Annotated in this window: 25 protein-coding genes, 1 tRNA gene and 1 pseudogene; 19 read left to right on the top strand and 8 right to left on the bottom strand. The window is 55.8% G+C overall.

Going from position 1 to position 26858, the window contains the following annotated elements; genetic code table 11:
* Positions 1-101 precede the first annotated feature (101 nt).
* Positions 102-494, bottom strand: coding sequence for a RidA family protein (locus tag ACR0DS_RS16475; protein WP_480432013.1), 393 nt, complete (start codon positions 492-494; stop codon positions 102-104).
* A gap of 233 nt (positions 495-727) precedes the next feature.
* Here ACR0DS_RS16475 and ACR0DS_RS16470 point away from each other — a divergent pair.
* Positions 728-976, top strand: a pseudogene (locus tag ACR0DS_RS16470) (class I SAM-dependent methyltransferase); the annotation flags it as partial.
* Here the strand turns inward: ACR0DS_RS16470 and ACR0DS_RS16465 are convergent.
* The 3 genes from ACR0DS_RS16465 to ACR0DS_RS16455 all read right to left on the bottom strand — a co-directional run bounded on the left by ACR0DS_RS16465 (position 947) and on the right by ACR0DS_RS16455 (position 2882).
* A complete protein-coding gene (locus ACR0DS_RS16465) occupies positions 947-1309 on the bottom strand; it encodes a helix-turn-helix domain-containing protein (protein WP_480492734.1) in 363 nt (120 codons plus the stop codon). The pseudogene ACR0DS_RS16470 and the gene ACR0DS_RS16465 sit on opposite strands and share 30 nt — an antisense overlap.
* A gap of 262 nt (positions 1310-1571) precedes the next feature.
* Positions 1572-1648: transfer RNA gene (locus ACR0DS_RS16460), tRNA-Pro, on the bottom strand.
* A 118-nt stretch (positions 1649-1766) separates the two neighbouring features.
* Entirely contained in the window at positions 1767-2882 is a 1116-nt protein-coding gene (locus ACR0DS_RS16455; protein WP_480559846.1) for a THUMP domain-containing class I SAM-dependent RNA methyltransferase, read from the bottom strand.
* 296 nt (positions 2883-3178) lie between these two features.
* On the opposite strand from ACR0DS_RS16455, the gene ACR0DS_RS16450 reads away from it, so the two are divergent.
* From ACR0DS_RS16450 to nqrF, 6 genes are read left to right on the top strand one after another with little or no spacing between them, the layout of a single operon-like run.
* Positions 3179-4522 carry a Na(+)-translocating NADH-quinone reductase subunit A gene (locus ACR0DS_RS16450; RefSeq protein ID WP_480559848.1) on the top strand — a complete coding sequence of 448 codons (1344 nt, stop codon included), beginning with the start codon at positions 3179-3181 and terminating at the stop codon, positions 4520-4522.
* A gap of 5 nt (positions 4523-4527) precedes the next feature.
* Positions 4528-5736, top strand: a complete 1209-nt coding sequence (locus ACR0DS_RS16445; protein ID WP_480559850.1) for an NADH:ubiquinone reductase (Na(+)-transporting) subunit B — start codon at positions 4528-4530, stop codon at positions 5734-5736.
* Complete coding sequence (locus ACR0DS_RS16440; protein ID WP_267365756.1) at positions 5729-6544, top strand: Na(+)-translocating NADH-quinone reductase subunit C; 816 nt, start codon at positions 5729-5731, stop codon at positions 6542-6544. The genes ACR0DS_RS16445 and ACR0DS_RS16440 overlap by 8 nt, the downstream gene beginning before the upstream one ends.
* A complete protein-coding gene (locus tag ACR0DS_RS16435) occupies positions 6544-7197 on the top strand; it encodes an NADH:ubiquinone reductase (Na(+)-transporting) subunit D (protein WP_267365754.1) in 654 nt (217 codons plus the stop codon). Before ACR0DS_RS16440 ends, ACR0DS_RS16435 begins: the two co-directional genes overlap by 1 nt.
* Positions 7197-7805, top strand: coding sequence for an NADH:ubiquinone reductase (Na(+)-transporting) subunit E (gene nqrE, locus ACR0DS_RS16430; protein ID WP_209507136.1), 609 nt, complete (start codon positions 7197-7199; stop codon positions 7803-7805). Before ACR0DS_RS16435 ends, nqrE begins: the two co-directional genes overlap by 1 nt.
* Positions 7806-7818: 13 nt before the next feature.
* Positions 7819-9042, top strand: a complete 1224-nt coding sequence (gene nqrF / locus ACR0DS_RS16425; RefSeq protein WP_267365752.1) for an NADH:ubiquinone reductase (Na(+)-transporting) subunit F — start codon at positions 7819-7821, stop codon at positions 9040-9042.
* 54 nt (positions 9043-9096) lie between these two features.
* On the opposite strand, the gene ACR0DS_RS16420 is transcribed toward nqrF, so the two are convergent.
* The gene (locus tag ACR0DS_RS16420) at positions 9097-10110 is read right to left on the bottom strand and encodes an NAD-dependent epimerase/dehydratase family protein (protein ID WP_480487453.1); all 1014 of its coding nucleotides are present in this window, start codon (positions 10108-10110) and stop codon (positions 9097-9099) included.
* A 184-nt stretch (positions 10111-10294) separates the two neighbouring features.
* Between ACR0DS_RS16420 and ACR0DS_RS16415 the strand changes: the two genes are divergently transcribed.
* The gene (locus tag ACR0DS_RS16415; RefSeq protein ID WP_480559853.1) at positions 10295-11059 is read left to right on the top strand and encodes a metallophosphoesterase family protein; all 765 of its coding nucleotides are present in this window, start codon (positions 10295-10297) and stop codon (positions 11057-11059) included.
* A 2-nt stretch (positions 11060-11061) separates the two neighbouring features.
* Here ACR0DS_RS16415 and ACR0DS_RS16410 read toward each other — a convergent pair whose 3' ends face one another.
* Positions 11062-11586: a CBS domain-containing protein gene (locus tag ACR0DS_RS16410; protein WP_480483689.1), complete on the bottom strand. Its 525-nt coding sequence runs from the start codon at positions 11584-11586 to the stop codon at positions 11062-11064.
* A 122-nt stretch (positions 11587-11708) separates the two neighbouring features.
* On the opposite strand from ACR0DS_RS16410, the gene ACR0DS_RS16405 reads away from it, so the two are divergent.
* The 7 genes from ACR0DS_RS16405 (at position 11709) to ACR0DS_RS16375 (ending at position 19076) form a co-directional block, all read left to right on the top strand.
* A complete protein-coding gene (locus tag ACR0DS_RS16405; protein ID WP_480483690.1) occupies positions 11709-11894 on the top strand; it encodes a hypothetical protein in 186 nt (61 codons plus the stop codon).
* A gap of 66 nt (positions 11895-11960) precedes the next feature.
* Positions 11961-12986 carry an FAD:protein FMN transferase gene (locus ACR0DS_RS16400; protein ID WP_480559855.1) on the top strand — a complete coding sequence of 342 codons (1026 nt, stop codon included), beginning with the start codon at positions 11961-11963 and terminating at the stop codon, positions 12984-12986.
* A gap of 14 nt (positions 12987-13000) precedes the next feature.
* Entirely contained in the window at positions 13001-13237 is a 237-nt protein-coding gene (nqrM, locus tag ACR0DS_RS16395; protein WP_267366293.1) for a (Na+)-NQR maturation NqrM, read from the top strand.
* Positions 13238-13310: 73 nt separating this feature from the next.
* A complete protein-coding gene (locus ACR0DS_RS16390) occupies positions 13311-14981 on the top strand; it encodes a sulfatase-like hydrolase/transferase (protein WP_480487459.1) in 1671 nt (556 codons plus the stop codon).
* Between the two features lie 103 nt (positions 14982-15084).
* Positions 15085-16602 (top strand): 2,3-bisphosphoglycerate-independent phosphoglycerate mutase, encoded by a 1518-nt coding sequence (gpmI, locus tag ACR0DS_RS16385; RefSeq protein ID WP_480559857.1) that lies wholly within the window; start codon positions 15085-15087, stop codon positions 16600-16602.
* Positions 16599-17729 carry a murein hydrolase activator EnvC family protein gene (locus ACR0DS_RS16380; RefSeq protein WP_480559858.1) on the top strand — a complete coding sequence of 377 codons (1131 nt, stop codon included), beginning with the start codon at positions 16599-16601 and terminating at the stop codon, positions 17727-17729. Before gpmI ends, ACR0DS_RS16380 begins: the two co-directional genes overlap by 4 nt.
* A gap of 6 nt (positions 17730-17735) precedes the next feature.
* Complete coding sequence (locus tag ACR0DS_RS16375; protein WP_209507125.1) at positions 17736-19076, top strand: S41 family peptidase; 1341 nt, start codon at positions 17736-17738, stop codon at positions 19074-19076.
* Between the two features lie 137 nt (positions 19077-19213).
* On the opposite strand, the gene ACR0DS_RS16370 is transcribed toward ACR0DS_RS16375, so the two are convergent.
* Both ACR0DS_RS16370 and ACR0DS_RS16365 read right to left on the bottom strand, forming a co-directional pair.
* Entirely contained in the window at positions 19214-19573 is a 360-nt protein-coding gene (locus ACR0DS_RS16370) for a hypothetical protein (RefSeq protein WP_480487460.1), read from the bottom strand.
* A gap of 11 nt (positions 19574-19584) precedes the next feature.
* Complete coding sequence (locus ACR0DS_RS16365; protein WP_480483696.1) at positions 19585-20346, bottom strand: DUF6478 family protein; 762 nt, start codon at positions 20344-20346, stop codon at positions 19585-19587.
* Positions 20347-20596: 250 nt separating this feature from the next.
* Here ACR0DS_RS16365 and ACR0DS_RS16360 point away from each other — a divergent pair, with 250 nt between their 5' ends.
* The 4 genes from ACR0DS_RS16360 to ACR0DS_RS16345 are packed head-to-tail and all read left to right on the top strand — an operon-like array spanning position 20597 to position 26845.
* On the top strand, positions 20597-23704 hold the full coding sequence (locus ACR0DS_RS16360) for an ABC transporter transmembrane domain-containing protein (protein WP_480559860.1): 3108 nt from the start codon (positions 20597-20599) through the stop codon (positions 23702-23704).
* Positions 23697-24581: a CPBP family intramembrane glutamic endopeptidase gene (locus tag ACR0DS_RS16355; protein ID WP_480559862.1), complete on the top strand. Its 885-nt coding sequence runs from the start codon at positions 23697-23699 to the stop codon at positions 24579-24581. The genes ACR0DS_RS16360 and ACR0DS_RS16355 overlap by 8 nt, the downstream gene beginning before the upstream one ends.
* A 60-nt stretch (positions 24582-24641) precedes the next feature.
* The gene (gene accD / locus ACR0DS_RS16350) at positions 24642-25574 is read left to right on the top strand and encodes an acetyl-CoA carboxylase, carboxyltransferase subunit beta (protein WP_480559863.1); all 933 of its coding nucleotides are present in this window, start codon (positions 24642-24644) and stop codon (positions 25572-25574) included.
* Positions 25571-26845, top strand: a complete 1275-nt coding sequence (locus ACR0DS_RS16345; protein ID WP_480483699.1) for a bifunctional folylpolyglutamate synthase/dihydrofolate synthase — start codon at positions 25571-25573, stop codon at positions 26843-26845. The genes accD and ACR0DS_RS16345 overlap by 4 nt, the downstream gene beginning before the upstream one ends.
* Positions 26846-26858: the final 13 nt, after the last annotated feature.

The raw sequence follows: 26858 nt of genomic DNA, 5'->3' as shown, positions 1-26858 counted from the left end.
CGACACTTGGTGACAATCGGCCAAATAAGGCAACGAGATCACATCCAAGGCAGTTGCGAGCTGTAAGTGACAGCTACGTAACCGCGTAGTGGCCTTCTCAGCTATGCGTCGTCGGCTATGATTGCATCGACTTCGATCTCGACCAACCATTCAGGGTTCACAAACCGATTGATCGCCATAATTGTGTCGACGGGTCGTGCATCGACGCAATACTTCTTCCTTGCCTCGATGGCTTCTTTCCAATTGTCGATATCTGTCAGTATGACTCGCGTCCGAACAATGTCTTGAATTCCGGAACCTGCCTGTTCGAGAGCCGCCTTGATGATTTCAAAGCACTGGGTTGTTTGGGCAAATACATCTCCGACCCCTACGGTCTTGCCTTCAGCATCGACAGGTGCGGTGCCGCCAACAGATATGTGGGGACCAACCCGAACTGCTCGGCTGAACCCAACGATTTCTTCCATCGGATTTCCATTTGAAACTAGCTGACGCATGGCATGAACCTCCTGTTTGTCCCAAGTATACCCATTTTGGCACGGCTTGTTCTTGGTTCAGGTGATGCTAGGGTTTTTTGGTAGAAAATACTGAGCATTAATGGAGGGTGGTTGGGATGGCTGATCCGTTTCAAGATGTAGATGCTGCGGGTGCGGAGTTCATTTCCGCATTTGCCGACTCGATGGACGCGCGTCAGGCCGATCCCACAATGGAAAAGATCGTTTAAAACTATCTGACCAAACTTGAGTTTGCCAAAGATAGTCTGACGGTTGAAGTCGGGTGCGGTGCGGGAGCTGTCACGCGCCGCATTGCGGAGAAGGCCAAACCCGCGCGGGTCATTGGTTTCGAGCCGTCTGTAGGCTTTGTGACCGAAGCAAGAGCGCGGGTTGGGGGCCACGACAATGTGGAGTTTGAGGTCGCTGGTGGAGCGTCGCTGCCCCTGGATGATGGCTCAGTTGATAACGTGATAATGCACACAGTGCTTACCCATGTTGCAGACCCGGAACCTCTTTTGACCGAAGCAGGGCGCGTTCTTGTCCCCCTCCTGGCGACGATCCGTTGCCCGTTTCAGGGCCGCTTCGGTCGGACGATAGCGCGACGAGTTCCCTTTGTTGGTCCCGCGCTCAATGGTCATGTAGCCCGCCGCCTCGACCTTGTTCAGCGCCCGCTTGACCGACTTGGCGTGCTTGCCGATGGCCGCGCCGATGGTCTCAAAAGATGGGCGGCTCTCGCCGGTCTCGTGGTCCGCATGGGCCAACGCCAAGTAGAGGGCGACGCGCAGGGCGTTGTCGTCCAACTCGTGGTCGGTGACCATCTCGAGCAGGAATTGCAGCTTGATCTTGCAGAAGGGCAGAAGCTCAGACATCGGCCCCTCCCGCGATTGCGATCACGGGCGCGATCTGGTATCCAGTCTGAGCAATCTTTTCGATTTGGCCGTTGACGCGGGTGCCAGCCCAGTCAGCGGCCTTTCGGTTTCTGAGGAGGCTGAACTCACCAAAAACCGCCTCAAAAGCCGCATAATCCGGACCGACCCTCAACAAGGGTCATAGCTAAACGGGCTAAGTATCTGGAATTATTGGTCGGAGTGAGAGGATTCGAACCTCCGACCCCTGCCTCCCGAAGACAGTGCTCTACCAGACTGAGCTACACTCCGACCGTGGCGGGTGATCTATACGCGGCTTTGCCGATGCGCAAGAGGATTTTGAGAAGCGATCATCCTAATCTTCCGTCTTTGGATCGGTAACGGACGGGCTAAACAGGTCACGCGACTCTCATGGCAGTGGATCCGTTTTGTACAGACGGATCTTGGTGCCTCCGTGGTCCACGACCGGACCGGGCGCCAGCAAAGGCAGGCGGGTCGCCCGAGCCAAAGCCGGAGCGCTGGTCACAATCCCAACACGCCATCCTCGAAACCGGCTCATCAAAGATTTACCCAAGGCTCCGTAGACAGAGCGCAGACGCTTTTCATCTCCAATTCGCGCCCCGTAGGGAGGGTTCACAATGACCAGCCCGGCGGGTCCCGCAGGGGGTTTGATGTCACTGACGGAAAGCTGTTGAAAACGCGTGTTGGCGTTAACCTGCGCTCTATGGGCGTTGGCTGTTGCGGCTTCGATAGCTCCGGCGTTGCGGTCAGAGCCACAGAAGGTGAGAAAACACTCAGCGACCTCTGACTCGCTGCGCATGTCTTGCCAGCGGTCAGGGTCGAAGCCCGCAAGGTTTTCGAACGCAAAACTGCGGGACCGACCAGGGCGCAGCCCCAGGGCAATCTCGGCGGCTTCGATCACGAAAGTACCCGAACCGCACATCGGGTCCAACACCGGTTCATTGCCGCTAAACCCGCAGTCTCGAAGAAACATGGCTGCCATCGTTTCGCGCATTGGCGCTTTGGCAATTGCTTCTTTATGACCCCGCTTGTGCAAAAGCTCTCCCGAGCTGTCGACCGATATCGTACAGATGTCCTTCTCGATTCTCAGCAAGATCCTGACTTCGGCGTCGGAAGAAATCGGAACGCCCAGAGTTTCTGATATCGCATGCTCAATTCGCTGCCGCGCGGCACCGGCATGATATATTCTGGATTTGCGGCTGGTGGCCTCGACTTTGACCGGAACATCGGACCGCAGGAACTCACCCCACGGAAATTTACGCGCGCGTTTGTCCAATTGGGCTAAATGCACGGCAGGAAAACTGCCCAGACGAACCAGAACCTTGTTTGCACCGCGTAAGGTCAGGTTGGCGCGCCAGACCTCGGACCACGAACCACGGCAAATGACACCCCCTGGAATCGTCTTGACCTGAGCGAACCCGTTGGACTGCGCCTCGGCACAGAGGGGGGCTTCAAGGCCCGGGGTGGCAATCAGAAAGATTTCGAAGTCTGTGTCTTTTTTCATTCCGGTTGCTTACACTGGAAGTTCAGCGGGCGCGACACGCAATTTTGACCCGAATTTTTGGCCATCTTGAGGGAAAAATCCAAGATTTTGCAGTTTGATCTTAACTTTCGGCGGTAACAGGTTTGCGTTTGCGGGCATCCGCGCGTAAAGGGTCCGTGATCAGAAATACGCCTGCGGAATTTGGACCCGTTTCGACGCTTTTGCGATGGGCACCGGAAAAAACCGCGTTATTGCATGACCCCTAAAGGGTGTCGGCAGGGCTGGCGCAGGAAAGAGGCTTGGAAGAACGTAGCGGTATGCAAACTTTCAAACTTAAAAAAGGGTTGGACCTGCCAGTGGAAGGCGCTCCCGACCAAACCATTCATCCGGGTCCGGAATACTCGACCGTTGGCGTTCTGGGTGGGGACTACATTGGCCTGAAGCCAAAGATGCTGGTGCAGGAAGGTGATAGTGTCGAGCGGGGTACGCCGCTCTTTTGTCACAAAGATGCGCCTGACGCGATGATGGTCGCACCGGTGACTGGCAAGATTGTTGCCATCAACCGGGGTGCCCGCAGGGTGTTGCAGAGCGTCGTCATCGAAGTGTCCGACGCCAATGACACGGGCTTGGATTTTTCGAGCGTGGGCGATGCGCACAGCGCCGAAGGCGTGACTGCAAAACTGTGCGCCGCTGGTCTATGGACCTCATTCCGCACGCGACCTTATTCGAAAACGCCTGAACCCGGTGCCAAGCCGAACGCGATTTTCGTGACCGCCATGGACAGTGACCCTTTGGCGGCTGATGCCGCCACGATCATTGCCGAAGCGCCCGAGGCCTTTGCCGCTGGGTTGGCGGCAGTCAGCAAGCTAACCGAAGGCAAGACTTATATTTGCCAGAAACAAGGTGACACGATCCCCGGCGCGGATGTCGCCGGTGTCGAGGCCGTGGCGTTTTCCGGTCCACATCCATCGGGCCTGGCAGGAACGCATATTCACTTCCTCGAACCGATTTCGGGGGAAAAGCAAGTCTGGACTATCGGTTATCAGGACACCATCGCGATTGGCCGCCTGATGCAGACCGGGCGTCTGGATCCGAGTGTTGTGATCGCCTTGACCGGGCCCGGTGCGCGTCAGCCGCGTTTGATCCGCACCGTGATGGGCGCGTCCACGGACGACTTGACACGAGGTGAGGTAAGTGTGGACGGAACGCCCCGCATTATCTCGGGTTCGATCCTGTCGGGTCAACATGCCGACGGACCGACCGCATATCTGGGGCGGTTTGCCCGTCAAATCTGTATCATCCGAGAGGATCACGATCAGATTCCGATGGGTTGGATCCGACCAATGCCTTCCAAGTATTCCGTCCAGCCAGTATTGGGCTCGGCCTTTTCCAGAAAACTCTATGCTTTCACGTCCAACCTGAACGGTGGCCGCCGCGCGATGGTGCCGACAGGCGTGTTCGAGGAGTTGATGCCGCAGGATTACCTGCCCACACAATTGCTTCGGGCGTTGCTGGTGATGGATACGGATACGGCTCAGGCACTGGGAGCGCTTGAGCTGGACGAAGAGGATCTGGGCCTTGTGGGCTTTGCCTGTCCGGCGAAATATGAATACGGGCTGGCGCTGCGCGACTGCCTGAAAAAGATTGAAAAGGAGGGCTGATCCGAATGGGATTGCGTAACTTCTTTGACCGGATCGAGCCGAACTTTACCAAGGGCGGCAAGTACGAGAAGCTTTTTCCGATCTACGAGATGGTGGAAAGCTTCATCTACACTCCGAAAACCGTAACCACCGTTGCTCCTCATGCGCGGTCTTACGTGGATATGAAGCGGATCATGACGTATGTCGTGATTGCTACTATTCCGTGCATCCTGTGGGGAATGTGGAACACCGGTTATCAGGCAAACTCGGCCATTGCCGCGCTTGGCCCAGAGTCTGCAACCGGCTGGCGGATTGCAGTTCTTCAGGTTTTTGGCATCTCGCTTAGTCCGGACAGTATTTTTGCCAATGTCATGCACGGGCTTATGTACTTCCTGCCGATCTATATTGTCACGTTGGTGGCAGGCGGTATTTTCGAAGTCATTTTCGCAACTGTCCGCGGGCATGAGGTGAATGAAGGCTTTCTTGTCACTTCGATGCTTTACGCCCTGATCATGCCTGCAACCACGCCTCTGTGGCAGGTTGCTCTGGGAATTATCTTTGGTGTTGTCATCGGCAAAGAGGTATTCGGCGGCACTGGTAAGAACTTCCTCAACCCTGCCTTGGTGGGGCGGGCGTTTTTGTATTTCGCCTATCCCGCGCAGATGTCGGGCGATGCAGTCTGGACCCCGGTTGACGGGTTTTCCGGGGCGACGGCTCTGGCTGTGTCGGCTGCCGAAGGCTACCAGGCACTGGCCGCCGACGGTATCACCTGGTGGAGCGCGTTTTACGGCACCATTCAGGGCAGTATCGGGGAAACCTCGACTCTGGCCTGCCTGATCGGTCTGGCCTTCCTGCTGATCACCAAGATTGCCAACTATCGGCTGATTTTGGGATGTCTGGCGGGCACAATTGCGTTCACCTGGCTGTTGAACCTGATCGGGTCCGAGACGAACCCGATGTTCGCAATGCCATGGTACTGGCATGTCGTGTTGGGCGGTTACGCCTTTGGTCTGGCTTTCATGGTGACCGAGCCGGTCTCGGCAAGCCACACCAATGTCGGGCGCTATATCTATGGTGCACTGATTGGTGTCATGGTTGTGTTAATTCGTGTGATCAACCCAGCCTTCCCCGAAGGTATGATGCTGGCCATTCTGTTCGGCAACGTCTTTGCACCGCTGATCGACTATTTTGTCGTTCAGGCCAACATCAAACGGAGGGCGCGTCGCCATGTCTGATACGCAATCCCCTGAACGCAAGGGCGCGATTGCCCGGTTTCTGGCGGCCTCACCGGATTCGGTTGGCAAAACGATCTTCATCGCTGTTGCGGTTTGTCTCGTTGCCTCGATGATCGTGTCGGCCGCGGCAGTCAGCCTGCGCCCGGTGCAGGAGGCCAACAAGCTGAAGGACAAGCAGGTCAACATTCTTCAGGTGGCGGGGGTGTATGAACCCGGCATTGATGTCAGCCAGGCCTTTGCCGCGTTCGAGCCGCATGTTCTGGATCTGGCGACGGGCGAATTTGCGGACGACCAGTTCGACCCAGCCACCTTTGACGATCTGGCCGCCGCCGGTGATCCGGAATTAAGTGTTGCCCTTGACGATGACCCCGCAGGCATTGGTCGCAAGGCAAAGTATCGGGTCATCTATCTGCTGCGCGACGACAGCGGAGCGTTGGACAAGGTGATCCTGCCGCTGCATGGCTATGGGTTGTGGTCCACGCTTTATGGCTTCATCGCGCTGGAAAAGAACGGCAACGACATTTTCGGCCTGCAATTCTATCAGCATGGTGAAACGCCTGGTCTGGGTGCCGAGGTGGACAACCCGCGTTGGAAGGCGTTGTGGAACGGCAAGAAACTGCATGATGACGCGGGCGCCTTGCAGATCACCGTCGCCAAGTCACAACCAGCGGCCGGGCCCGAGTTTTTCGTAGATGCGCTGGCGGGCGCGACCCTGACATCGCGCGGGGTCGACAACCTTGTGAAATTCTGGATGGGCGATGCGGGTTACGCGCCGTTCCTGGCCAAGTTGCAAGCAGGAGAGATCTGATGTCGCAGACCAAGAAAGAGCTGCTGGTCGACCCCCTTGTCGACAACAACCCGATCACCTTGCAGGTGCTGGGTATCTGTTCGGCACTGGCTGTAACATCATCACTGCAAGTGGCCTTTGTCATGGCCATAGCGGTGACGTCGGTGACGGCATTTTCGTCGATGTTCATCTCGATGCTGCGCAACCAGATCCCGGGCTCGATCCGGATCATCGTGCAGATGGTGATCATCGCCTCGCTCGTGATTCTGGTGGATCAGATCCTGAAGGCCTATGCCTTTCAGATTTCCAAGACGCTGTCGGTGTTTGTCGGCCTGATCATCACCAACTGCATCGTAATGGGCCGTGCCGAAGCATTCGCCATGAAGAACCCCCCGGTGGCCTCGTTCATCGACGGTTTGGGTAACGGCATGGGCTATGGCCTGATCCTGATGCTGGTGGGCATCATCCGGGAGTTGTTTGGATCGGGCAGCCTGTTCGGCGTGACAATCCTGCAAACGGTCAACAATGGCGGTTGGTACGTGCCCAACGGCCTGTTGCTGCTGCCACCTTCGGCGTTCTTCGTGATCGGCCTGCTGATCTGGGCTTTCCGCACGTGGAAGCCGAACCAGGTTGAAGAACGTGAATACAAAATCCAGCAGGTAGAGGCGCACTGATGGAAGGGCTTATCTCTTTGGCCGTGAAGGCCGTCTTTATCGAAAACCTTGCGCTCAGCTTTTTCCTTGGCATGTGTACCTTCATCGCCGTGTCGAAAAAGATCTCGACTGCCATCGGACTGGGAATATCAGTCATGGTGGTGCAGGCGATCACCGTGCCCGCCAACAACCTGTTGCTGTCTTTCCTGCTGAAACCGGGCGCATTGGCATGGGCCGGGTTCCCGGATGTGGATCTGACCTTTCTCGGGCTGATTTCCTACATCGGCGTGATCGCAGCGATGGTTCAGATCCTCGAAATGATCCTCGATAAGTATTTCCCGCCGCTCTACAACGCGCTGGGGATCTTCCTGCCTTTGATCACTGTGAACTGTGCCATTCTGGGTGGTTCGCTGTTCATGGTCGAACGCGACTATAATTTTGCCGAGGCGACCACCTATGGCATCTCATCCGGTTTCGGCTGGGCGCTGGCAATCACTGCGATGGCAGGCGTGCGCGAAAAACTGAAATACTCGGATGTGCCGGACGGGCTTCAGGGGCTGGGCATCACCTTTATCACTGCCGGGCTGATGGCGATGGCCTTTATGTCCTTCTCGGGCGTGAAATTGTAAGGGGGGCGTGAGAATGGAAACCTTTTCGCTCGGCGTTGTCCTATTCACCCTGATCGTTCTGGCGCTGGTGGCCATCATTATGGCTGCACGTTCCAAGCTGGTGTCGACCGGCAACGTCAACATTACCATCAATGGTGAAAAGACTATCTCGGTTCCGGCGGGTGGCAAACTGCTGCAAACATTGGCGGCCGAAAAACTGTTTGTTCCGTCAGCCTGCGGTGGTGGTGGTACCTGTGCCCAGTGTCGCGTGAAAGTGCATTCGGGTGGTGGTTCGATCCTGCCGACCGAAGAAAGCCATATAACAAAGCGCGAAGCCTCCTGTGGCGACCGTCTGTCCTGTCAGGTGGCGGTCAAGCAGGACATGGAAATCGAAGTTCCAGAAGAGGTCTTCGGCGTCAAGAAATGGGAATGCACCGTTCGCTCGAACGATAATGTCGCGACCTTTATCAAGGCCCTTACCCTAGACCTGCCCGAAGGTGAGGACGTGAATTTCCGCGCCGGGGGCTACATCCAGATCGAAGCGCCCGCTCATCAGTTGAAATACACTGATTTCGACGTGCAGGAAGAATATCGCGAGGATTGGGATCGCTTCAATCTGTGGCAATACGAGTCAGTTGTGAACGAACCTATCGAGCGCGCCTATTCGATGGCCAACTATCCGGATGAAAAGGGCATGATCATGCTTAACGTCCGGGTTGCTTCACCGCCTCCGGGCTCAGAAGGAATTCCGGCGGGACAGATGTCGTCCTACATCTTCAACCTGAAGCCGGGCGACAAAGTCACAATCTCGGGTCCATTTGGCGAGTTTTTCGCACGTGAAACCAAGAAGGAAATGGTCTTCATCGGTGGTGGCGCCGGTATGGCACCGATGCGCAGCCACATCTTTGACCAGCTCAAACGCCTTGAGAACCGCGACCGCAAGATCAGTTTCTGGTACGGTGCGCGGTCCAAGAAAGAGATGTTCTTTGTCGAGGATTTCGACCAACTGGCGGAAGAGTTCGACAATTTTGAATGGCATGTCGCTCTGTCGGATGCCCAACCCGAGGATGAATGGAAAGGCTATACCGGCTTCATCCACAACGTTCTGTTCGAAGAGTACCTCAAGAACCACCCGGCACCCGAGGATTGTGAATACTACATGTGTGGGCCGCCAATCATGAACCAGTCGGTTATCAACATGCTGCTGGATCTGGGCGTGGATCGCGAAGACATCATGCTCGACGATTTTGGCGGGTAACTAAAGTAACCGGCGCTGAGTGCGCCGGTTTTTTCATTCCGGCGCCAGATCGACCTATTTTCCGTAATAGTCCCGATACCAGGCGACGAACTGTGCGATACCGTCCTTCAGGTCGGTCTGCGGGCGATAATTCGTCAGCCGCTGCAACAGCTGATTGTCAGCCCAGGTGGCATGAACATCGCCCATCTGCATTGGCATAAAGTTTTTGACCGCTTTCTGGCCAACAGCCTCTTCGATGGCTTCTATGAAATCCATCAGACGCACCTTGTCTCCGTTGCCAATGTTGACGATGCGGTACGGTGCAACGGGCGACAAGCTGTCACCATCTTCGATATCCGCGCGGCTGGTTGGGCGGACCGGCGGAACATCGATCAGCAACCTGATCCCACGCACAAGGTCTTCTACATGCGTGAAGTCGCGATACATGTCGCCATGATTGTAGATGTCGATTGGTCTGCCATCCAGTATCGCAGCGACGAATTTGAAATAGGCCAGATCGGGGCGCCCCCAAGTGCCGTAAACGGTAAAAAATCGAAACATGGTGGTCGGCAAATCCCACAGATGGGCATAGGAATGCCCCATCGCCTCATTTGCCTTTTTGGTGGCGGAGTAGATCGTCAGTTGGGTGTCGGCTTTTTCTGTTTCGATGAACGGCATGTCCTCGTTTGCACCGTAGATTGATGAGGTCGACGCCATCAAAAGGTGTTCCACTTTGTGCTGACGCGCGATTTCCATCACATTGAACGTGCCCACAACGTTCGACTCGATATAGCTGCGAGGATATTCAAGGCTGTGCCGCACGCCTGCCTGCGCGGCCAGATGGACGATGACATCGGGCTGAAACTCCTCAGCGACCTGCACAAGACGGTCAAAGTTTTCCAAACGGTCTTCAGTTGCCGTAAATCCCGGGGTTTGAAGCAGTATCTGATGTCGACGCTGTTTCAGGGTCACATCATAATAGTCGGTAATCCCGTCATAGCCATGTACCTGAAACCCTTCTGCCAGAAGCAATTTGGCCAGATGGAATCCGATGAACCCGGCAGAACCTGTAATCAAAACTCGTTTCATAAAACCCTCAGAACTCACTGCAAATTCATCGCTGATCGAAAGGCGTTGATCCTATCATCAGATCAACTGCTTGCGAACATCCTGCGGGCCATATCGGACAATCTAAGGCTCGTGGTCAACACTTTGCCTACTCAAACAGTTGTTGATTGCGACCACTACGCAGGGCGGGTAGGGATCAAATGCCATGATGAAAGACTGGATCAGACGGCGGTTCCAATCCGCGGCGAAGGAAAGCACCAATGTGATGCCATGCGACGTGGCACCCGCGGAAAAGGTGACAGCTGTCGGTGATATTCACGGATGTCTTGATTTGCTTCAGGCGGTTTTGCCACGACTCGACGATCAAAGCCCGCTGGTCTTTCTGGGCGATTACATCGATCGGGGGGCATACAGCGCGCAGGTACTGCGGCATTTGCATCACCTGAGTGAGGCGTCAGACGGGCGGGTTCAATGCCTGCTTGGCAATCACGAAGAGATGCTGCTGCAGTTTGTAAACGACCCGGAACGATACGCCAGGCTTTGGTTTCATAACGGCGGAGCGGAAACTTTGGCATCTTTCGGTCTCGAATGTCCCGACGAGTTGGACAGTGGCAAGCATCTGCCTGAACTGGCAGAGCGTCTGCGGCACAAGATGGGCGACAGCTTGCTGGACTGGCTTGAAAATCTGCCGCTGACCTGGACCAGCGGCAACGTCACCTTTGTCCACGCGGCACTTGATCCGCGGCAATCCATTCAATCCCAGGATCGCCAGATCTGTCTTTGGGGTCATCCGATGTTTCCACGGCTTGCACGCAGCGACGCGCAATGGGTTGTTCACGGTCATACTATTGTAAGCCACCCCCAGATTAGAAACCGGGTTGTGTCGATCGATACAGGTGCCTTTGCCTCAGGCAGATTAACTGCCGCTGAAATAAACGGCGGCAGTGTCAGGTTTTTTTCAACCGGTTGAAACTATCCTACGATCATCTGCTTCATGCGAAGCGCTTCATACTCCAATTCCCTCAGACGGAAATGCACCACGTCACCGATAGTGATGACACCGCACAAATTGCCATCACGCAGAACCGGCATATGGCGGAAACGCCCTTCGGTCATGGTTTTCAGCACGTCATTCAGCGTATCCTCGGGCGTACAGGCCTTTACATCCCTGGTCATCAGGTCTTCGACCGACTGTGGCAGGGTCTGTCCGGGCGTATCGGCCATGCGACGCACGATGTCGCGTTCCGACAAGATCCCTTGCAATGCCCCGTTCTGATCTGTCACCAGAACAGCGCCAATCCGCTTTTCCTTGAGCGTGTTCACCACCGAATGGATGGTATCATTAGGCCGCACCGAAAACACCGCATCCCCTTTACCCTCAAGCAACTTGGCCACGGTCGTCTGCGAATGCGACAGGTTTGATTCCGCTGATTGGCTGTAGGTTGTCTTGTCAGCCTTGTCACCGCGCGACGGCGACTGGTAAGAGGTTGGAGCCATGGGCAATCTCCTTTTGGTTCTTGCAAAGTCTTTCCCTTTCACCTTAGCGCAGCTAAACGACCTGTATAGGGTACAATTGCACGAGTTGGCCAAACGCAGGTCAGCAAAGGGAGCTTAAGCCTTTGAATGAACTCTATCTTACGCCCCCCGTTGCCGCGCTGATCTTCTTTGCGGCTGTTGTGTGCGGTCACAACTTTCGTATGGCGTGGAAGCAACAGCAGCCCGGGTGGCGCAAACGCGCGTGGTTGTTTGGTATTCCGGCCGGAACTGGTCTTTTGCTGTTGGGTTTCCTTCCGCTGAAACTGTAATGCCAATTTGACTCTGGCAAGGACCGCTGTCATATGCCGGGCACAGAATGTCCCGGAGAACGCCCAATGCGTCTTTTGCCCATACTGGCCTTTTTCACCCTTCTTTCAGGCTGTCTTTTTGACAAGGAACCCGAAGTGGTCCGTCTGTCCGGTGAGACAATGGGCACGACCTACAATATCACCGCAATTGGCGAAGACCTTGACGAAGACGCACTGGCTGCGGCCGTCAGTGATAAGTTGGCAGCTGTGAATGCCAAGATGTCCAATTGGGATCCGAACTCCGAGGTTTCCGTTTTTTCCGCGTCGTCCAGCACAGATCCAATGCCTGTTTCCGACGAATTTGCGCTGGTTCTTTCGGCGGCGAACGAAGTGCACGCGAAATCCGGTGGCATCTTCGACGTAACCCTCGGCCCTCTGATCGAGCTTTGGGGTTTTGGCCCACGCAAACCCGAGGACCCGGTGCCATCTGATGCCGATATCAACGCAGCGCTGAACGGTGTAGGTCAAGAACGCCTGCTAGCGCTCGATACCGATGCTGGTACGCTTGCCAAGTCAAACGCCAGTGTGGGCATTAACCTGTCCGCGATTGCAAAAGGCTATGGAATTGACGCTGTTGCGGAAACCTTGCAGGCCGCTGGCATCGAAAACTATCTGGTCGAAATTGGCGGCGATCTTGTGGCCAAAGGTAAGAATGACGAGGGCGAAGCGTGGCTCATTGGTATCGAGAAACCTGAAACGGGTTCGCAAACCATCCAACTGGTTGTTTCACTGGATGATCGGGGCATGGCCAGCTCGGGCGATTACAGGAATTTCTTTGAACAGGATGGAGTGCGCTATTCGCATATCATCGATCCGACAACAGGCCACCCGATCACGCATCGCACCACCTCGGTTACCGTGCTGGCCGAAAACGCGATGATGGCCGATGCCTGGGCAACAGCCATGCTGGCTTTGGGTCAGGAAAAGGGTCTTGCTTTGGCGGAGGAGCATAAACTTGCCGTGTATTTCATCTCGCGGGATGTGACAGGCGGCGAAGATGCCTATATCACTGCCCATAGTGCGGGGTTCAAAGACGCGCTGGGATCGAACTGACTGTTGGAGCTGAGATGAGTACCTTTATTCTGGCCTTCATTCTTCTCGCTCTCGTCATGGTGGGCATGTCATTGGGTGTCATGCTGATGGGAAAGACCATCAAAGGCAGCTGCGGTGGTCTAAACGCGATCTCGGGCGCTGACAAATGCGTTGTCTGCCAAAAAGACATCGACCCCGACAGCCCACTGCGCGACAAGCTGCAATGTAAACGCGCCAAGAAGATGCTGGAACAAATGGACCGTCAGGCCTGACGCAGGTTTTGCTTCGTTCTGCGGATAGAAGGGGCTAACTAGGCCCTCGTGACTTTTGGGGAAGGGCGTCAACTTGGCCAAGGCAAACAACATCCTGTTCATCATGTTCGACCAGCTGCGCTGGGATTATCTGAGCTGTTACGGCCATCCACATCTGCATACTCCAAATATCGATCGTCTGGCTGCCAAAGGCGTGCGCTTCAACCGCGCCTATATCCAATCACCGATCTGCGGCAGCTCTCGCATGTCCACCTACACAGGGCGCTATGTGCATTCTCACGGCGCGTCGTGGAACGGAATTCCGTTGAAAGTCGGCGAGATAACGATGGGTGATCACCTGCGGAAGGCGGGGATGGATTGCTGGCTGGTCGGCAAAACCCATATGCGTGCAGACGCCGAAGGGATGGCGCGGCTTGGTCTGGAACCTGACAGCTTGATAGGTGCGCGCGTCGCCGAATGTGGGTTTGACGTATATGAAAGGGATGACGGTATGCTGCCCGAAGGTCCGGATGGGTATTATGACCCGGACGGGGCAAAGGAATACAACAAGTTCCTGAAAGCAAAGGGGTATGAGAGTGACAATCCCTGGCATGACTTTGCCAATTCCGGTCTGGATGCGGATGGCAACGTTCTGTCTGGCTGGTTTCTGAAGAATTCACCCGAAGCCGCGAATATTGCCGAGGAAGACAGCGAAACGCCCTATCTGACCGGGCGCGGGATCGAGTTCATGGAAACGCATGATGGCCCGTGGTGCTGCCATCTGAGCTTTATCAAGCCGCATTGGCCGTACATCGTACCGGACCCATACGCCTCGATGTATGGGCCGGAACATGTGTTGCCTGTGGTGCGATCCGAGGCGGAACGTCAGAATGCGCATCCCGTGCTCAAAGCCTTCATGGACACAAAGATCGGCCAGACCTTTTCGCGGCAGGATGTGCGTGAGGCGGTTATCCCAGCCTATATGGGGCTGATCAAGCAAGCCGATGACCAGATGGGCCGCCTGTTGGATTGGTTGGAGAGAGCCGGGCGGATGGAAAACACGATGATCGTGTTGACATCAGACCACGGTGATTTTCTGGGCGATCACTGGATGGGGGAAAAGACCTTTTTCCACGACGCCTCAACCAGAGTGCCGTTGATCATTTATGACCCGTCGCCCGAGGCGGACGCGACACGTGGCACAGTCAGCGATGCGCTTGTAGAATCCATCGACCTTGCACCGACCTTTGTCGATGCGGCTGGTGGGGAAGTGGCGACGCATATTCTGGAAGGTCACTCCCTGCTGCCCATCCTTTATGGGGAGGTGGACACGTTGCAACGCGATGTGGTGATCTGCGAATATGACTACTCGGCTTCGCCAATCGCAAATGTTTTGGACATGTCCGTCCGCGATGCGGTGATGTTCATGGTCGCAAGCAAGAAATGGAAACTGATCCATTGTGAAGGTGGGTACCGGCCAATCCTGTTCGATTTGGAGAATGACCCTGATGAGTTGAACGATCTGGGTGACAGCGCCGAACATGCCGGTGTAATCGCCGAAATGTACGAGCACCTGTTCGCCTGGACGCGGCGGGCGTCACAGCGCACGACCCGGTCCGAGCAGCAATTGATTGAAATGCGCACCAAAAGCCGGGGCAGGGGTGTTGTTCTGGGCGTTTATGATGAAAACGATGCACCACTGGATCTGACAGTCAAATACCGCAATCGCAAGGTGCGCCCTTTCCAAAGCTATCTGAAGGACTAACACCTCTGTGTTGGTTATAATTGTACATCATTGCAAAAGGCGGTTCACCCGTCGAAGTCCAAAGGATAGAAGGTGACCCAAGAGCAGCAAATGGAGTACATCAATGGCCACCCCCAAACCTGTAGTCCTGTGCATTCTTGATGGTTGGGGCCTGTCCGAGGACACAAAAGCCAACGCACCCTATCTGGCAAACACGCCGACGTTTGACGCGATCATGTCTGAGTGCCCGCATTCAACCCTGATCACCCACGGCCCCGATGTGGGTCTGCCTAGCGGGCAGATGGGCAACTCAGAGGTCGGGCACACCAATATCGGTGCAGGGCGTGTGGTCGCCATGGATCTGGGCCAGATCGACCTTTCCATTGAAGACGGGACATTCTTTGAAAACGAAGCTCTGCAAGCTTTCATCGCCAGTGTTAAGTCCGTTGGCGGTACTGCGCATCTGATGGGGTTGATCTCGGATGGAGGCGTGCATGGTCATCTGAACCATATCCTTGCCGCAGCCACTGCCATAACGGATGCCGGTGTCCCGGTTGCACTGCACGCAGTGACGGACGGGCGTGATGTCGCGCCAAGGTCAGCTCTGACTTACATCGCTGAGCTGGAAGAACGCCTGCCCGAAAACGTACGCATCGTCACCGTGAGCGGGCGGTACTTTGCCATGGATCGCGACAATCGCTGGGAGCGTGTCAGTGAAGCATATGGTGCAATGGTCAACGGGCAGGGCCGAACGGCCAGCAGCGCCCATGGCGCGGTTGATCACGCCTATAACCAGTCCGAATCTGACGAGTTTGTCACACCAACCGTATTGACGGGATATGACGGTATTCACGATGGCGACGGATTCTTTTGCCTGAACTTCCGCGCTGACCGTGCACGTGAAATCCTGCGCGCCATCGGAGAGCCCGGATTTTCCGAGTTCGCGACAGGACCGCGCCCGAAGCTTTCAGCACTGCTGGGCATGGTCGAGTACTCTGACGGGCATAATGCTTACATGACCACGGTTTTTCCAAAGCGCACGCTTGTAAATACGCTGGGCGAATGGGTCGCCAAGCAAGGGCTCCGTCAGTTCCGACTGGCGGAAACCGAGAAGTACCCGCATGTTACGTTCTTTTTGAATGGCGGTAAGGAGACGCCCGAACGAGGTGAGGACCGCTTTATGCCGAGCTCGCCGAAAGTGGCAACCTACGATCTACAGCCCGAAATGTCATCCGCAGAGGTTACGGCGAAGTTTATCGAAGCCATCGAAGGCGGGTATGACCTGATTGTTACAAATTATGCCAACCCCGATATGGTTGGTCATACAGGTGATCTGAATGCCGCAATCAAAGCATGTGAAGCCGTCGATCATGGGTTGGCTCAAGTCATTACGGCTCTTGAAAAGGTCAAGGGGGCGATGATTATCACGGCCGATCACGGCAATTGCGAAGTCATGGTTGATCCTGTGACCGGTGGTCCGCATACGGCCCATACGCTTAATCCTGTTCCCATAGCGCTGGTTGGCGGGCCAGAAGGTGCTATATTGCGCCAAGGACGTTTGTCCGATCTCGCCCCGACCCTGCTTGAACTGATGGGTTTGCCTAAACCCATGGAAATGACCGGGGAAAGCCTGCTGTCATGAAACCGGCTGCTCTGGCAGTGTGTCTGTTTTTGGCCTTGCCGGCGCTGGCCCAGCCAGACGCTTCCAAGGCTGCTTTGGATGCAGCGCAGATGCTCGAACAGGCGTCCATCGCGTTATCCGAAGCCGAAAGTGCCCGGGACCGGGTCAATGCTCTTACGGAGACGATCCATGCCTATGAGGCCGGGTTGGGTGCGATGCGGGTGGGATTGCGCCAAGCGGCTACCCGCGAGGCGCAACTGAGTGCCGAGTTGCGGACGCGCGAAAAGGAAATCCGGCGATTGCTTGGTGTTCTGCAAACCATTGAAACGACCGAACCACCCGTTTTGATGTTACATCCCTCCGGCCCGTTGGGGGCTGCCCGCGCGGGTATTATGCTGTCCGAGGTCACCCCCGGCCTGAACGCCAGCGCGCAGGAACTGGCGCAGGACCTAAATGAAGTGCAGACATTGCGTGTCTTGCAGCAAAAGGCCTCGGAAACTTTGACAGAGGGTCTGACGGGCGTTCAGGCGGCCCGTACCCGTCTGAGCGAGGCAATCGCCGACCGCACGGATTTGCCCCGCCGTTTCGTGGAAGACCCGGTGCGTACGGCCATTCTGATCTCGTCGACCGAAACACTGGATGGTTTTGCAAGTGGTCTGTCCGAGATCTCGGAGGGAGAGATCCTCGACAGCAATGCCAGCGTCTTGGACAGGAAAGGCCGGATATCAATGCCGGTACAGGGCATCTTGCTGCACAAGGCCGGTGAAACGGACGCCGCTGGTGTCACGCGCCCCGGCCTGATCGTGGGGACACGCCCGCGCGCCTTGGTCACATCGCCAACCGCTGCGACAATTCGCTATCGCGGGCCGCTGCTGGACCTGGGGAACCTGATAATACTTGAACCTCAATCGGGACTTTTGTTCGTATTTTCCGGTTTGCAGGAGGTCTATGGCCGGACCGGTCAGGTGATCCCAGAGGGCACACCAGTTGGTCTGATGCCCGGTGAAATGCCGGAAATCGGCGCAATTTTGTCAACAAGCAGTGATGGCACTGGAACTGACCGCTCAGAAACGCTCTATATAGAGGTAAGAGAAGACAATCGCCCCGTGGACCCGGAATCGTGGTTTCGGACCGACAAGGATGGATAAACGCGTATGAAGAAATTTGTGGTGGCCGGTCTGGCTGGAACTGTGGCAGGAATTCTTGCAACAACTCAGATCGCAGGACCCCTGCTGGCGCAGGAGGCCGAGAACAAGGCAAGCGTCTATGAACAGCTGGATTTGTTCGGCGACATTTTCGAACGTATTCGCGCCCAGTATGTCGAAGAGGTTGAGCCCGAAGAACTGATCGAGGCGGCCATTGACGGCATGTTGACATCGCTTGATCCGCATTCGAGTTATCTTTCTCCTGACGACGCCGAACAGATGCGCGTGCAGACCCGGGGTGAGTTTGGTGGGTTGGGTATCGAAGTCACGCAGGAAGAAGGCTTTGTCAAAGTCGTCTCACCTATTGACGATACCCCCGCCGACGCAGCCGGAATCGAAGCCGGGGATTTCATTACCCATGTGGACGGCGAAAGTATTCTGGGCCTGACGCTGGACAAAGCGGTTGACCTGATGCGCGGCCCGGTCGGATCCGAAATTATCATCACCGTCGTACGCGAGGGTGAGCCTGATCCCTTCGATGTCACTATTATCCGTGATACAATCAAGTTGACCGCTGTGCGCGCACGGACCGAAGGCACCAGTGTCGTGCTGCGTGTAACCACGTTCAACGACCAGACCTTCCCGAACCTGCAGGAAGGATTGCAGGAACAGATTGCCGAAGCGGGTGGCATCGACAAGGTGAACGGTTTTGTTCTGGACCTGCGCAACAACCCAGGCGGCCTGTTGACTCAGGCGATCAAAGTCTCGGATGCGTTCCTGAACGAAGGCGAAATTGTTTCCACGCGCGGCCGCGACCCGAATGAGGGTGAGCGGTTCAACGCCACCCCCGGGGATCTGGCTGAAGGCAAGCCAATTGTGGTGCTGATCAATGGCGGCTCGGCCTCGGCATCCGAGATTGTGGCCGGTGCATTGCAGGATCATCGCCGCGCTATCGTTGTGGGCACCAAGAGCTTTGGCAAAGGATCCGTGCAGACGGTCATGCCGCTGCGCGGCGACGGCGCTATGCGCCTGACCACATCGCGCTATTACACGCCATCAGGACGATCAATCCAGGCTCTTGGCGTCAGCCCGGACATCATTGTTGAACAGCCTCGCCCTGCACCTGCAGAAGAAGAGGAAGAGAGCAACGGGCGTACCCGGTCCGAAGCTGACTTGCGCGGCAGTCTGAACAATGACAGCCTGAGCGAGGATGAAATCCGCCAGATCGAGGAAGATCGTGCAAGGGCCGAAGCAACCGCTGAGCTGAGGAAAGAGGATTATCAACTGGCATATGCCATAGACATCCTCAAAGGCTTGTCAGCGTTCACCCCGCACGGGCCGTCCCAATAACCAAACCAATGGGTCGCGTACCACGCGGCCCTTTTCTTTCTGTCTCGCGAGATTTCATTTCATCATCCAGCAGCGCAATCCGAAGGCGTCGCGCAGAGAGCGCATAACCGAATGGATGATCCGATTTCGCAAGCGTTTCAGCCGTCTCCGCGGCTTACCCGTCGGAAAGCGCGTTTCAGCATATCCAACTCCGCGCGCAAAAGGTCCACTTCCGCCCTGAGATCATCGGCGGCGGGCTCTCCTGCTATTATGGAGAAACTCCCAAGTTTATCGACACTGCCTGCGTCGACTATGACGAAGCTGTGCACGCCTTCGGACAGGGCTGTGACGGGTACCGGAACATACAGATTCCATCCGTTGTCTGTAGGTGAAAGCTCAACACCCTCCAGAGCTTTGCCCAGATATCGAACCTCCAACTCTGGTTGCCGTTCGGCCTCAACATGGCCGTGCCAAATACCGTTTTCGAACCGAATGAAAGTCAGGGATGGTTGTGTCATCTTTGATCGTCTCACAAGTCCGCGCGATGGAAGCGGCAAAACGTAAGGTCTCGCACACTCATACGGTTCATCTGCGGTTTCTCAAAAATAAGATCCAGCCAGATCTTTTCGATCCGACGTTCATTCAGAGGCAGGTGAGCCAGGTCGAAATCAACTGCGTTCACGGTGTCAGAAGGGTCTAGCTGCCGCAAAACCTGCTCCATGTTGGGCCCGTGCTGAACATTGAGACGTGCAAACACGCCAGACGGTTTCTCGCAGTCAATCAGGGTTTCCAACCGGATCAGATGCTCGCGTGTCAGGTCGCGGGCAACCTCACGCGGCAAATCGATAGATACCGACAGGAACGACCCCTCGAAGCCAAAAACCTCGACCTCCAGACTGAACGGGGCCAGATCACTTGCCCCCCGGTTGCGGATTTGCCGCACAGCGATTTCGGTCAATGGGCAGTCGTGAAATAAGCTGACCTGATCGTCCATTACCGTTTTACGGGGAACAGAGGCCATGCCGGATTGCAACAACGGCGCGCGCCACAGGTCGGGTCGCCAGCTCCAGTCGGTGCCGACAGGCCGGTGAAACTGAGTTGATCCTATTTTCGGGCGGAGCAAGCGCGCATCCGCCAGTTGGATCAGGCGATCCAGTTGTCCACGCAGACTGCGCGCCTGATCGCGTTTCACCCGCAACTCGGCCTGCGCCGAATCTGGCGCCTGCCGCACGGCCCGGCGCCAGCGGCCGAGCGTCCGGCGATGAATATAGCGATCCAGAATCTTGCGCATGGTCTCTTCGTCCGACAATGTCCTTCTTTAGTCAAAGAAATGAGTAGGAATAAACCCGCAATCACAAAAACACTACTTGAGCGCTACGTTTTCCGGTTGGTGGCTAAGCGTAAAAAAGATAGGTGCCGGATTTGGAGCCTGACCCCGTCAATTCTTGCAATACGTCGGGTCAATGCTTACCGTCTGTTTCCTAAAAATGGGTTACCCCTGAACAGCCAAACATCAGTTCAGCTATCGATAAGGCCAGGCTATGGAGCCCACATTATTTTCTTTTATTTGGAAGCATTCAAAAAAACAGCAACTTGTCCTGCTGCTGTTAACGGTCCTGTCTTTCCCGTTTCTATATGCGTCGCTGGAGCTGCCTAAACAAATAATCAACGATGCCATCGGTGCGCCAGGCGATACGGTGACAATCTGGGGCATCACAGTGTCTCAGGTTCAGTACCTGATGATATTATGCTTTGCATTTCTGGCTACTGTAATTGCCAGCGGGTTGATGAAGATGCGCATCAATACGATGAAAGGCATCTTGTCCGAACGCATGCTGCGCCGTCTTCGCTATACCCTGATTCAACGCACGATGCGGTTCCCGAGATCCTATTTTGCTACCACCAGCCAAGGAGAGCTGGTCTCGATGATCACATCCGAGGCCGAGCCGATGGGCGGCCTTATGGGGGATGCGATCGCGCAACCGGTGTTTCAGTTTGGTCAGATGATGACAATCGTCACCTTTCTGTTCATGCAAAGCATCTGGTTCGGTCTGGCAAGCATCGCGCTGATCCCGCTTCAGGCCTGGTTAATTCCCAAGCTACAACGTCAGATCAACTTGCTGAACAAGGATCGTATTCAGGAGGTTCGGCGTCTGAGCTCGGAAATCGGGGAAAGTGCGGCGGGCATCAGTGACCTGCGCACGAATGGCGGTTGGCGGTATCGTCTGGCGCAGTTCAGTCACAGGCTGGGGACCTTGTTCGAGATCCGGTTCAAGATCTACAACAAGAAATTCTTTATGAAGTTCCTGAACAATTTGATCACTCAGATGACGCCATTCCTGTTTTATTCGGTGGGCGGATACCTGGCGATCACGGGCGAGGTGACAGTAGGTGCACTGGTTGCCGCGTTGGGCGCGTACAAAGACCTAAGCGGGCCCTGGAAAGACCTTCTGACCTACTACAACCAGGTACAGGACATGTCCCTGCGGTGGGAGGTGGTCACCGAAAGATTTGCCCCGGACAACATGATCCCCGAAGAGCTGTTCATCGGAGAGCCGGAAACCATCCCACATCTGACCGGTGATATCGAATTGCGCAATGTGACCGTTCGCGATGGCGACGGCAAAACCATTCTGGAAGACATTGATCTGACCATCCCGCAGGGCGCGCGTGTGGCAATTCAATCCACCCATGCGTCGGAACGTAGTGCGTTGGGCCAGTTGCTGACCCGCGAGGTTCTGCCTGTTCAGGGGGATGTGGTCATAGCTGGCCACAAGCTGGACGAATTGCACCAATCAGTTATCGCGGCCCGGATCGGGTATGCCTATTCACGCCCCTATCTGTTTGATGGGACTTTGGGCGATAACCTCATGATGCCGTTGCGCACACATCCGCAGCACGAGGCAGATGCCATAAGAACCCCGTCCCGTCGTCAGATCGAGTCTGTTCGGGCGGGTAACCCACCGGATTCGCTGGAAGATGAGTGGATCGATCCGGGGCTTGCCGGTCTGGACGATATTGATGGAATACGTGACTGGTGGTTCCAGCTGGTGGAAGCTATGGGGATAGACGAGTTCATGTTCCGGCGCACTCTGCGCTCCCAGTTTGATCCAGAAATACACCCTGTACTGGCACAGGAAATAGTCAGGCTGAGAGAAACCATCGCAGAACGGCTGAAAGAAAAAGGATTGGATCGTTATGTCTATAGGTTCGATCCAAACCAGTTTAACCCGGCCGTCCCGCTTGGGGGCAACCTGTTGTTCGCGGCACCGTCGCGAGACATATCTCCAGACATTCTGGCCGGAGACGCGCGGTTCGTGCAATTGCTCAGCACCCATGATCTGGCAGATGACGCGATCAGCATATCGAATGCTGTCATGGATACTCTTGGCAAGACATTTGGGCGGGACGGGGCCGACCATCCTCTGTTTCTGCGGCTTGGCATGTCAAAGGACATGTATCATCGGCTGCTCGACATCCAGGACCGGCGCAAAGCCAAAGGGAATGCCGCGCTGAGCGATCAGGAGCGCGCCTTGCTATTGACAGTGCCTTTCCTTCTGACCGCAGAACAGATCGGCCCGGATTTCCCAGAGGAATACAAGGAAAAAATCCTAGCTATCCGCAAGACCCAGGCTGAACGGTTGCGTGGTGCCATGGACGGTTTGTTCATGTCTGTGGCGCCTGACATCTATGTGCCGCGCTTGACCGTGATGGAGAACGCGATCTATGGCCGGATATCGTTGATGGCGGGTGCCCATGCCGAAGATATCGAAGACATCGTTGCAGAGGCCATGAACGAAGCCGGTCTGCGCCGTCGGGCAGCGGCCATTATTTATGACCTTCCGTCCGGGCTGGGCGGCAACAACCTTCCAACTGTGTTTCAGGAGCGTGCCGCTTTTTCGCGCGCAGGCATCAAACGCCCCGACATCCTGATCCTGGACAAAGCCCTAGCCAGCCACGACTCGGAAAGCCGGTTGCGCACGCGCCTGAAACTGCGGGAACTGCTGCCCGATTCCATCATGATATTCATGGAGGATCATTTTGCACATCCCGAAGCCTATGACTTGTTTGTGGAAATCAAGGATGGACGGATCGACGGCGTCTCGCGAAGCAGACCAGCGCATGAGGACAGCACGTCGGACGATCTGAGCCGGAAACTCGAGATCCTGTCAGCAACGCAGTTGTTTTCAGGCCTGGATGGCAGAAACCAGAGGCTGCTGGCGTTTTCGGCGCAATGGTACGAAGCCAGCGCCGGGCAAGTCATCTTTTCCCGCGGTCAGGCGCCGGATGCGGCCTATTTGTGCATTTCAGGACAGGCCAAACTGGATTGGTCCAACGAGGATGAAACGAAACGTACAATCTCGATCATAGAACCCGGTCGGCTTATCGGAGACCTGTCTATTATTACAGGGGAACTTAGGCAGCTGGATCTGGTCGCGACGGAAGATAGCAGCTTTTTGCGTATTGGCGCGGAAGAGCTGCGTGCCGTTGTTGAAAGCGATTCTTCGGTCGCTATGCAGTTGCTACAGACGGTTGCAGGGTATCTGACGACGCTTTCGAACAGAATCAGCGTGGCCCAGAACGCCGAAGACATGTTTCCACCCGTGACAGATGAAACGGTGCAGGAAGGTATTGGTAAGGATGCCTAGTGCGTATTCAGCTCATGCGCGTTTGATCGAAACAGCCCGCGCCAAACACGAACTCTGGCGTCTATTGCTGGGGCTGGCATTGATCGCCGTGTTGGTCAGCGTTTTGAACCTGGTGTTTTTTACCGTGGTCGCGGGGTTGGGCTCAGCGAAGTGGGCTCAGGAACTTTTGCAAGGCAGCACACCTTTGGCGCTGCTTTTGTTGCTGGCCAGTTTCGGGTTTATCATTCTTGGCGTGGCAGTGGCCGCACGTCAGCTGCAGCACCGATCCTTAGGATCAATTTTCGGCCAGCGGGGTCTGGTTGCGGCCCAATTTCTGAAAGTGCTGAAAGCCCTACTCATCTTGGGCGCTGTCGGTGTCTTGCTACCGCCCTACGGTTTGGGGGGATCTCTGTCAAAGAATCTGCCATTTTTAACATGGCTCTTGTTGCTTCCGGTCTCGGTATTGGTTGTCCTGATTCAGACCAGCGCCGAAGAAGTTCTGTTTCGAGGGTACATTCAGCAAGCCCTTGCCGCCAGGTTTCAATCGCCCGTCATTTGGATGGGGGTTCCGTCTGTTGTGTTTGCTGCTGGCCATTACACACCGGAACTGGCAGGAGAAAATGCAATTCTGTTTGTGCTGTGGGCCTTAATGTTTGGGATGCTTGCATCCGATCTCACAGCGCGATCAGGGACATTGGGGCCAGCTATCGCCTTGCATTTCTTCAATAACATCATCGCACTATTGTTCGTTTCCTTGCCGGACAACCTGAGCGGGCTGGCGCTTTTCTCGCTTCCGTTCGATGCATCTGACGCCGAACAGCTTCGTCCCTGGCTGGTGGTGGATTTGGCTGTGATGTTCGTATGCTGGCTGGCGGCGCGGCTTGCGATCAGGCGTTGATTGCATTTCTTCCCGTGGCGTCTTATTTGACGTCAACACCGCACAAGCCAAGGTTCCGACATGAACTGGATCACAAACTACGTCCGCCCCCGGATCAACTCGATCTTCTCTCGCCGCGAAGTGCCCGAAAACCTCTGGCAGAAATGTGACGAGTGCGGAACGATGCTGTTTCATCGTGAACTAGCGGAAAATCAGAACGTCTGTACCCAATGTGACCATCACATGGCGATTACCCCACGCGAGCGGTTTAATCACCTGTTCGACGGCGGAATTTTCACTGAGGTTGCAGTGCCAGCGCCAAAAGAAGATCCCTTGCATTTCCGCGACCAGAAGAAATACCCCGAGCGTATGCGAGCGGCGCAGAAAAAGACCGGCGAAAAAGAGGCGATGCTGGTTGCCAAAGGCGAAATCGGACGCACGCCTATCGTTGCAGCAGCGCAGGATTTCTCCTTCATGGGCGGATCAATGGGCATGTATGTGGGCAACGCGATCATCGCAGCCGCTCAAGAAGCGGTTAAGCTAAAGCGCCCACTGATCCTGTTCTCGGCAGCGGGTGGAGCGCGGATGCAGGAAGGCATTCTCAGCTTGATGCAAATGCCGCGCACAACTGTAGCCGTCGAAATGCTGAAAGAAGCGAATTTGCCCTATATCGTTGTGCTGACCCATCCCACCACCGGTGGTGTGACGGCGTCATATGCGATGTTGGGCGATGTCCACATCTCGGAACCAAACGCGTTGATCTGCTTTGCCGGTCCCCGAGTTATCGAGCAGACGATTCGCGAAAAGCTGCCCGACGGCTTCCAGCGCGCCGAGTACCTGCTGGATCACGGGATGCTGGACCGTGTCACCAAACGCACCGAGATGCGTGATGAGCTGATCACCATCACCCGGATGCTGATGAACCAACCACCGGCGATCAAAGGTGATCTGCCAGCACCGGCACCGGATGAAACGGCCAAGGTCGCTCAGGCCGAAGAGACCGGGAAAAAATGAACACCAAGACATCTGACGCCATCCTCGACCGGATGATGGCGCTACACCCCAAGATCATTGATTTGACCTTGGATCGCGTCTGGCGATTGCTGGCCGCCTTGGACAATCCGCAGCTCAAGCTGCCACCGGTTATCCATATTGCCGGGACCAATGGCAAAGGCTCGACCCAGGCCATGATCCGGGCGGGCTTGGAAGGGGCAGGGCGTTCCGTTCATGCCTACACCTCGCCCCATCTGGCGCGATTTCACGAACGTATCCGGTTGGCGGGCGAACTGATTTCAGAACCCGACCTGACTGCGGTTCTGGATGAGTGCTACGCGGCGAATGGCGGCGAAAACATCACGTATTTCGAGATCACAACCTGCGCTGCCTTGCTGGCCTTCTCTCGCTGCAAAGCAGATTACACTCTGCTTGAAGTCGGTCTCGGCGGACGGCTGGACGCAACAAATGTGATTGATGAACCGGCGGTGACAGTCATTACGCCTGTTTCAATCGATCATGAACAGTATCTGGGCGACACTTTGGGAAAGATTGCCGCCGAAAAGGCGGGAATTATCAAACCCGGTGTGCCATGCATCGTCGGCCCGCAGGAAGACGAGGCACTGGAGGTGATCGAGTACACAGCCGCCCGGTTGGGCGCACCGCTGCTTATACATGGCCAGCATTGGCACGTTCATGAAGAAAACGGGTGCTTGATCTATCAGGACGAAACCGGGTTGCGTGATCTGCCGCTCCCCAACCTGCTGGGTGCACATCAGTTCCAAAATGCCGGTGCTGCCTTGGCGGTTCTGCGTCATCTTTCAATGGGTGACACTGCCTACGAGGCTGCCGTGTCCAATGCCAATTGGCCCGCGCGTATGCAACGTCTCAAAACCGGCCCGCTGACCGAGCAAGCCCCCCAGGTCGAACTGTGGCTGGATGGAGGGCATAACGCGGCCGCAGGCATCGCGCTTGCCGATGTGCTGGCAAAGATGCCGCAACGCCCTACGCACATAATCTGCGGTATGCTCAACACGAAAGACGTGACTGGGTACCTCGCGCCACTGTCAAGACAGGTTGCAAGCCTGACCGCCGTCTCCATACCGGGCGAGGCGGCCACGCTCAGCGCCGAAGAAACCGCCGCCGCTGCCACCAAAGTTGGCCTGCCTTCTTCAGTCGCTGCAAGTGTTTCGGAAGCGTTGAAGACAATCACGGACAAAGACCCACAGGCGCGTGTCCTGATCTGCGGCTCCCTTTATCTTGCCGGAAACATCCTGCGCGAAAACGGTTAAGCTTCATCTTTTC

This window comes from Ruegeria sp. AF5 (genome assembly GCF_056541905.1).
This window is presented reverse-complemented; position numbering and strand designations above follow the sequence as displayed.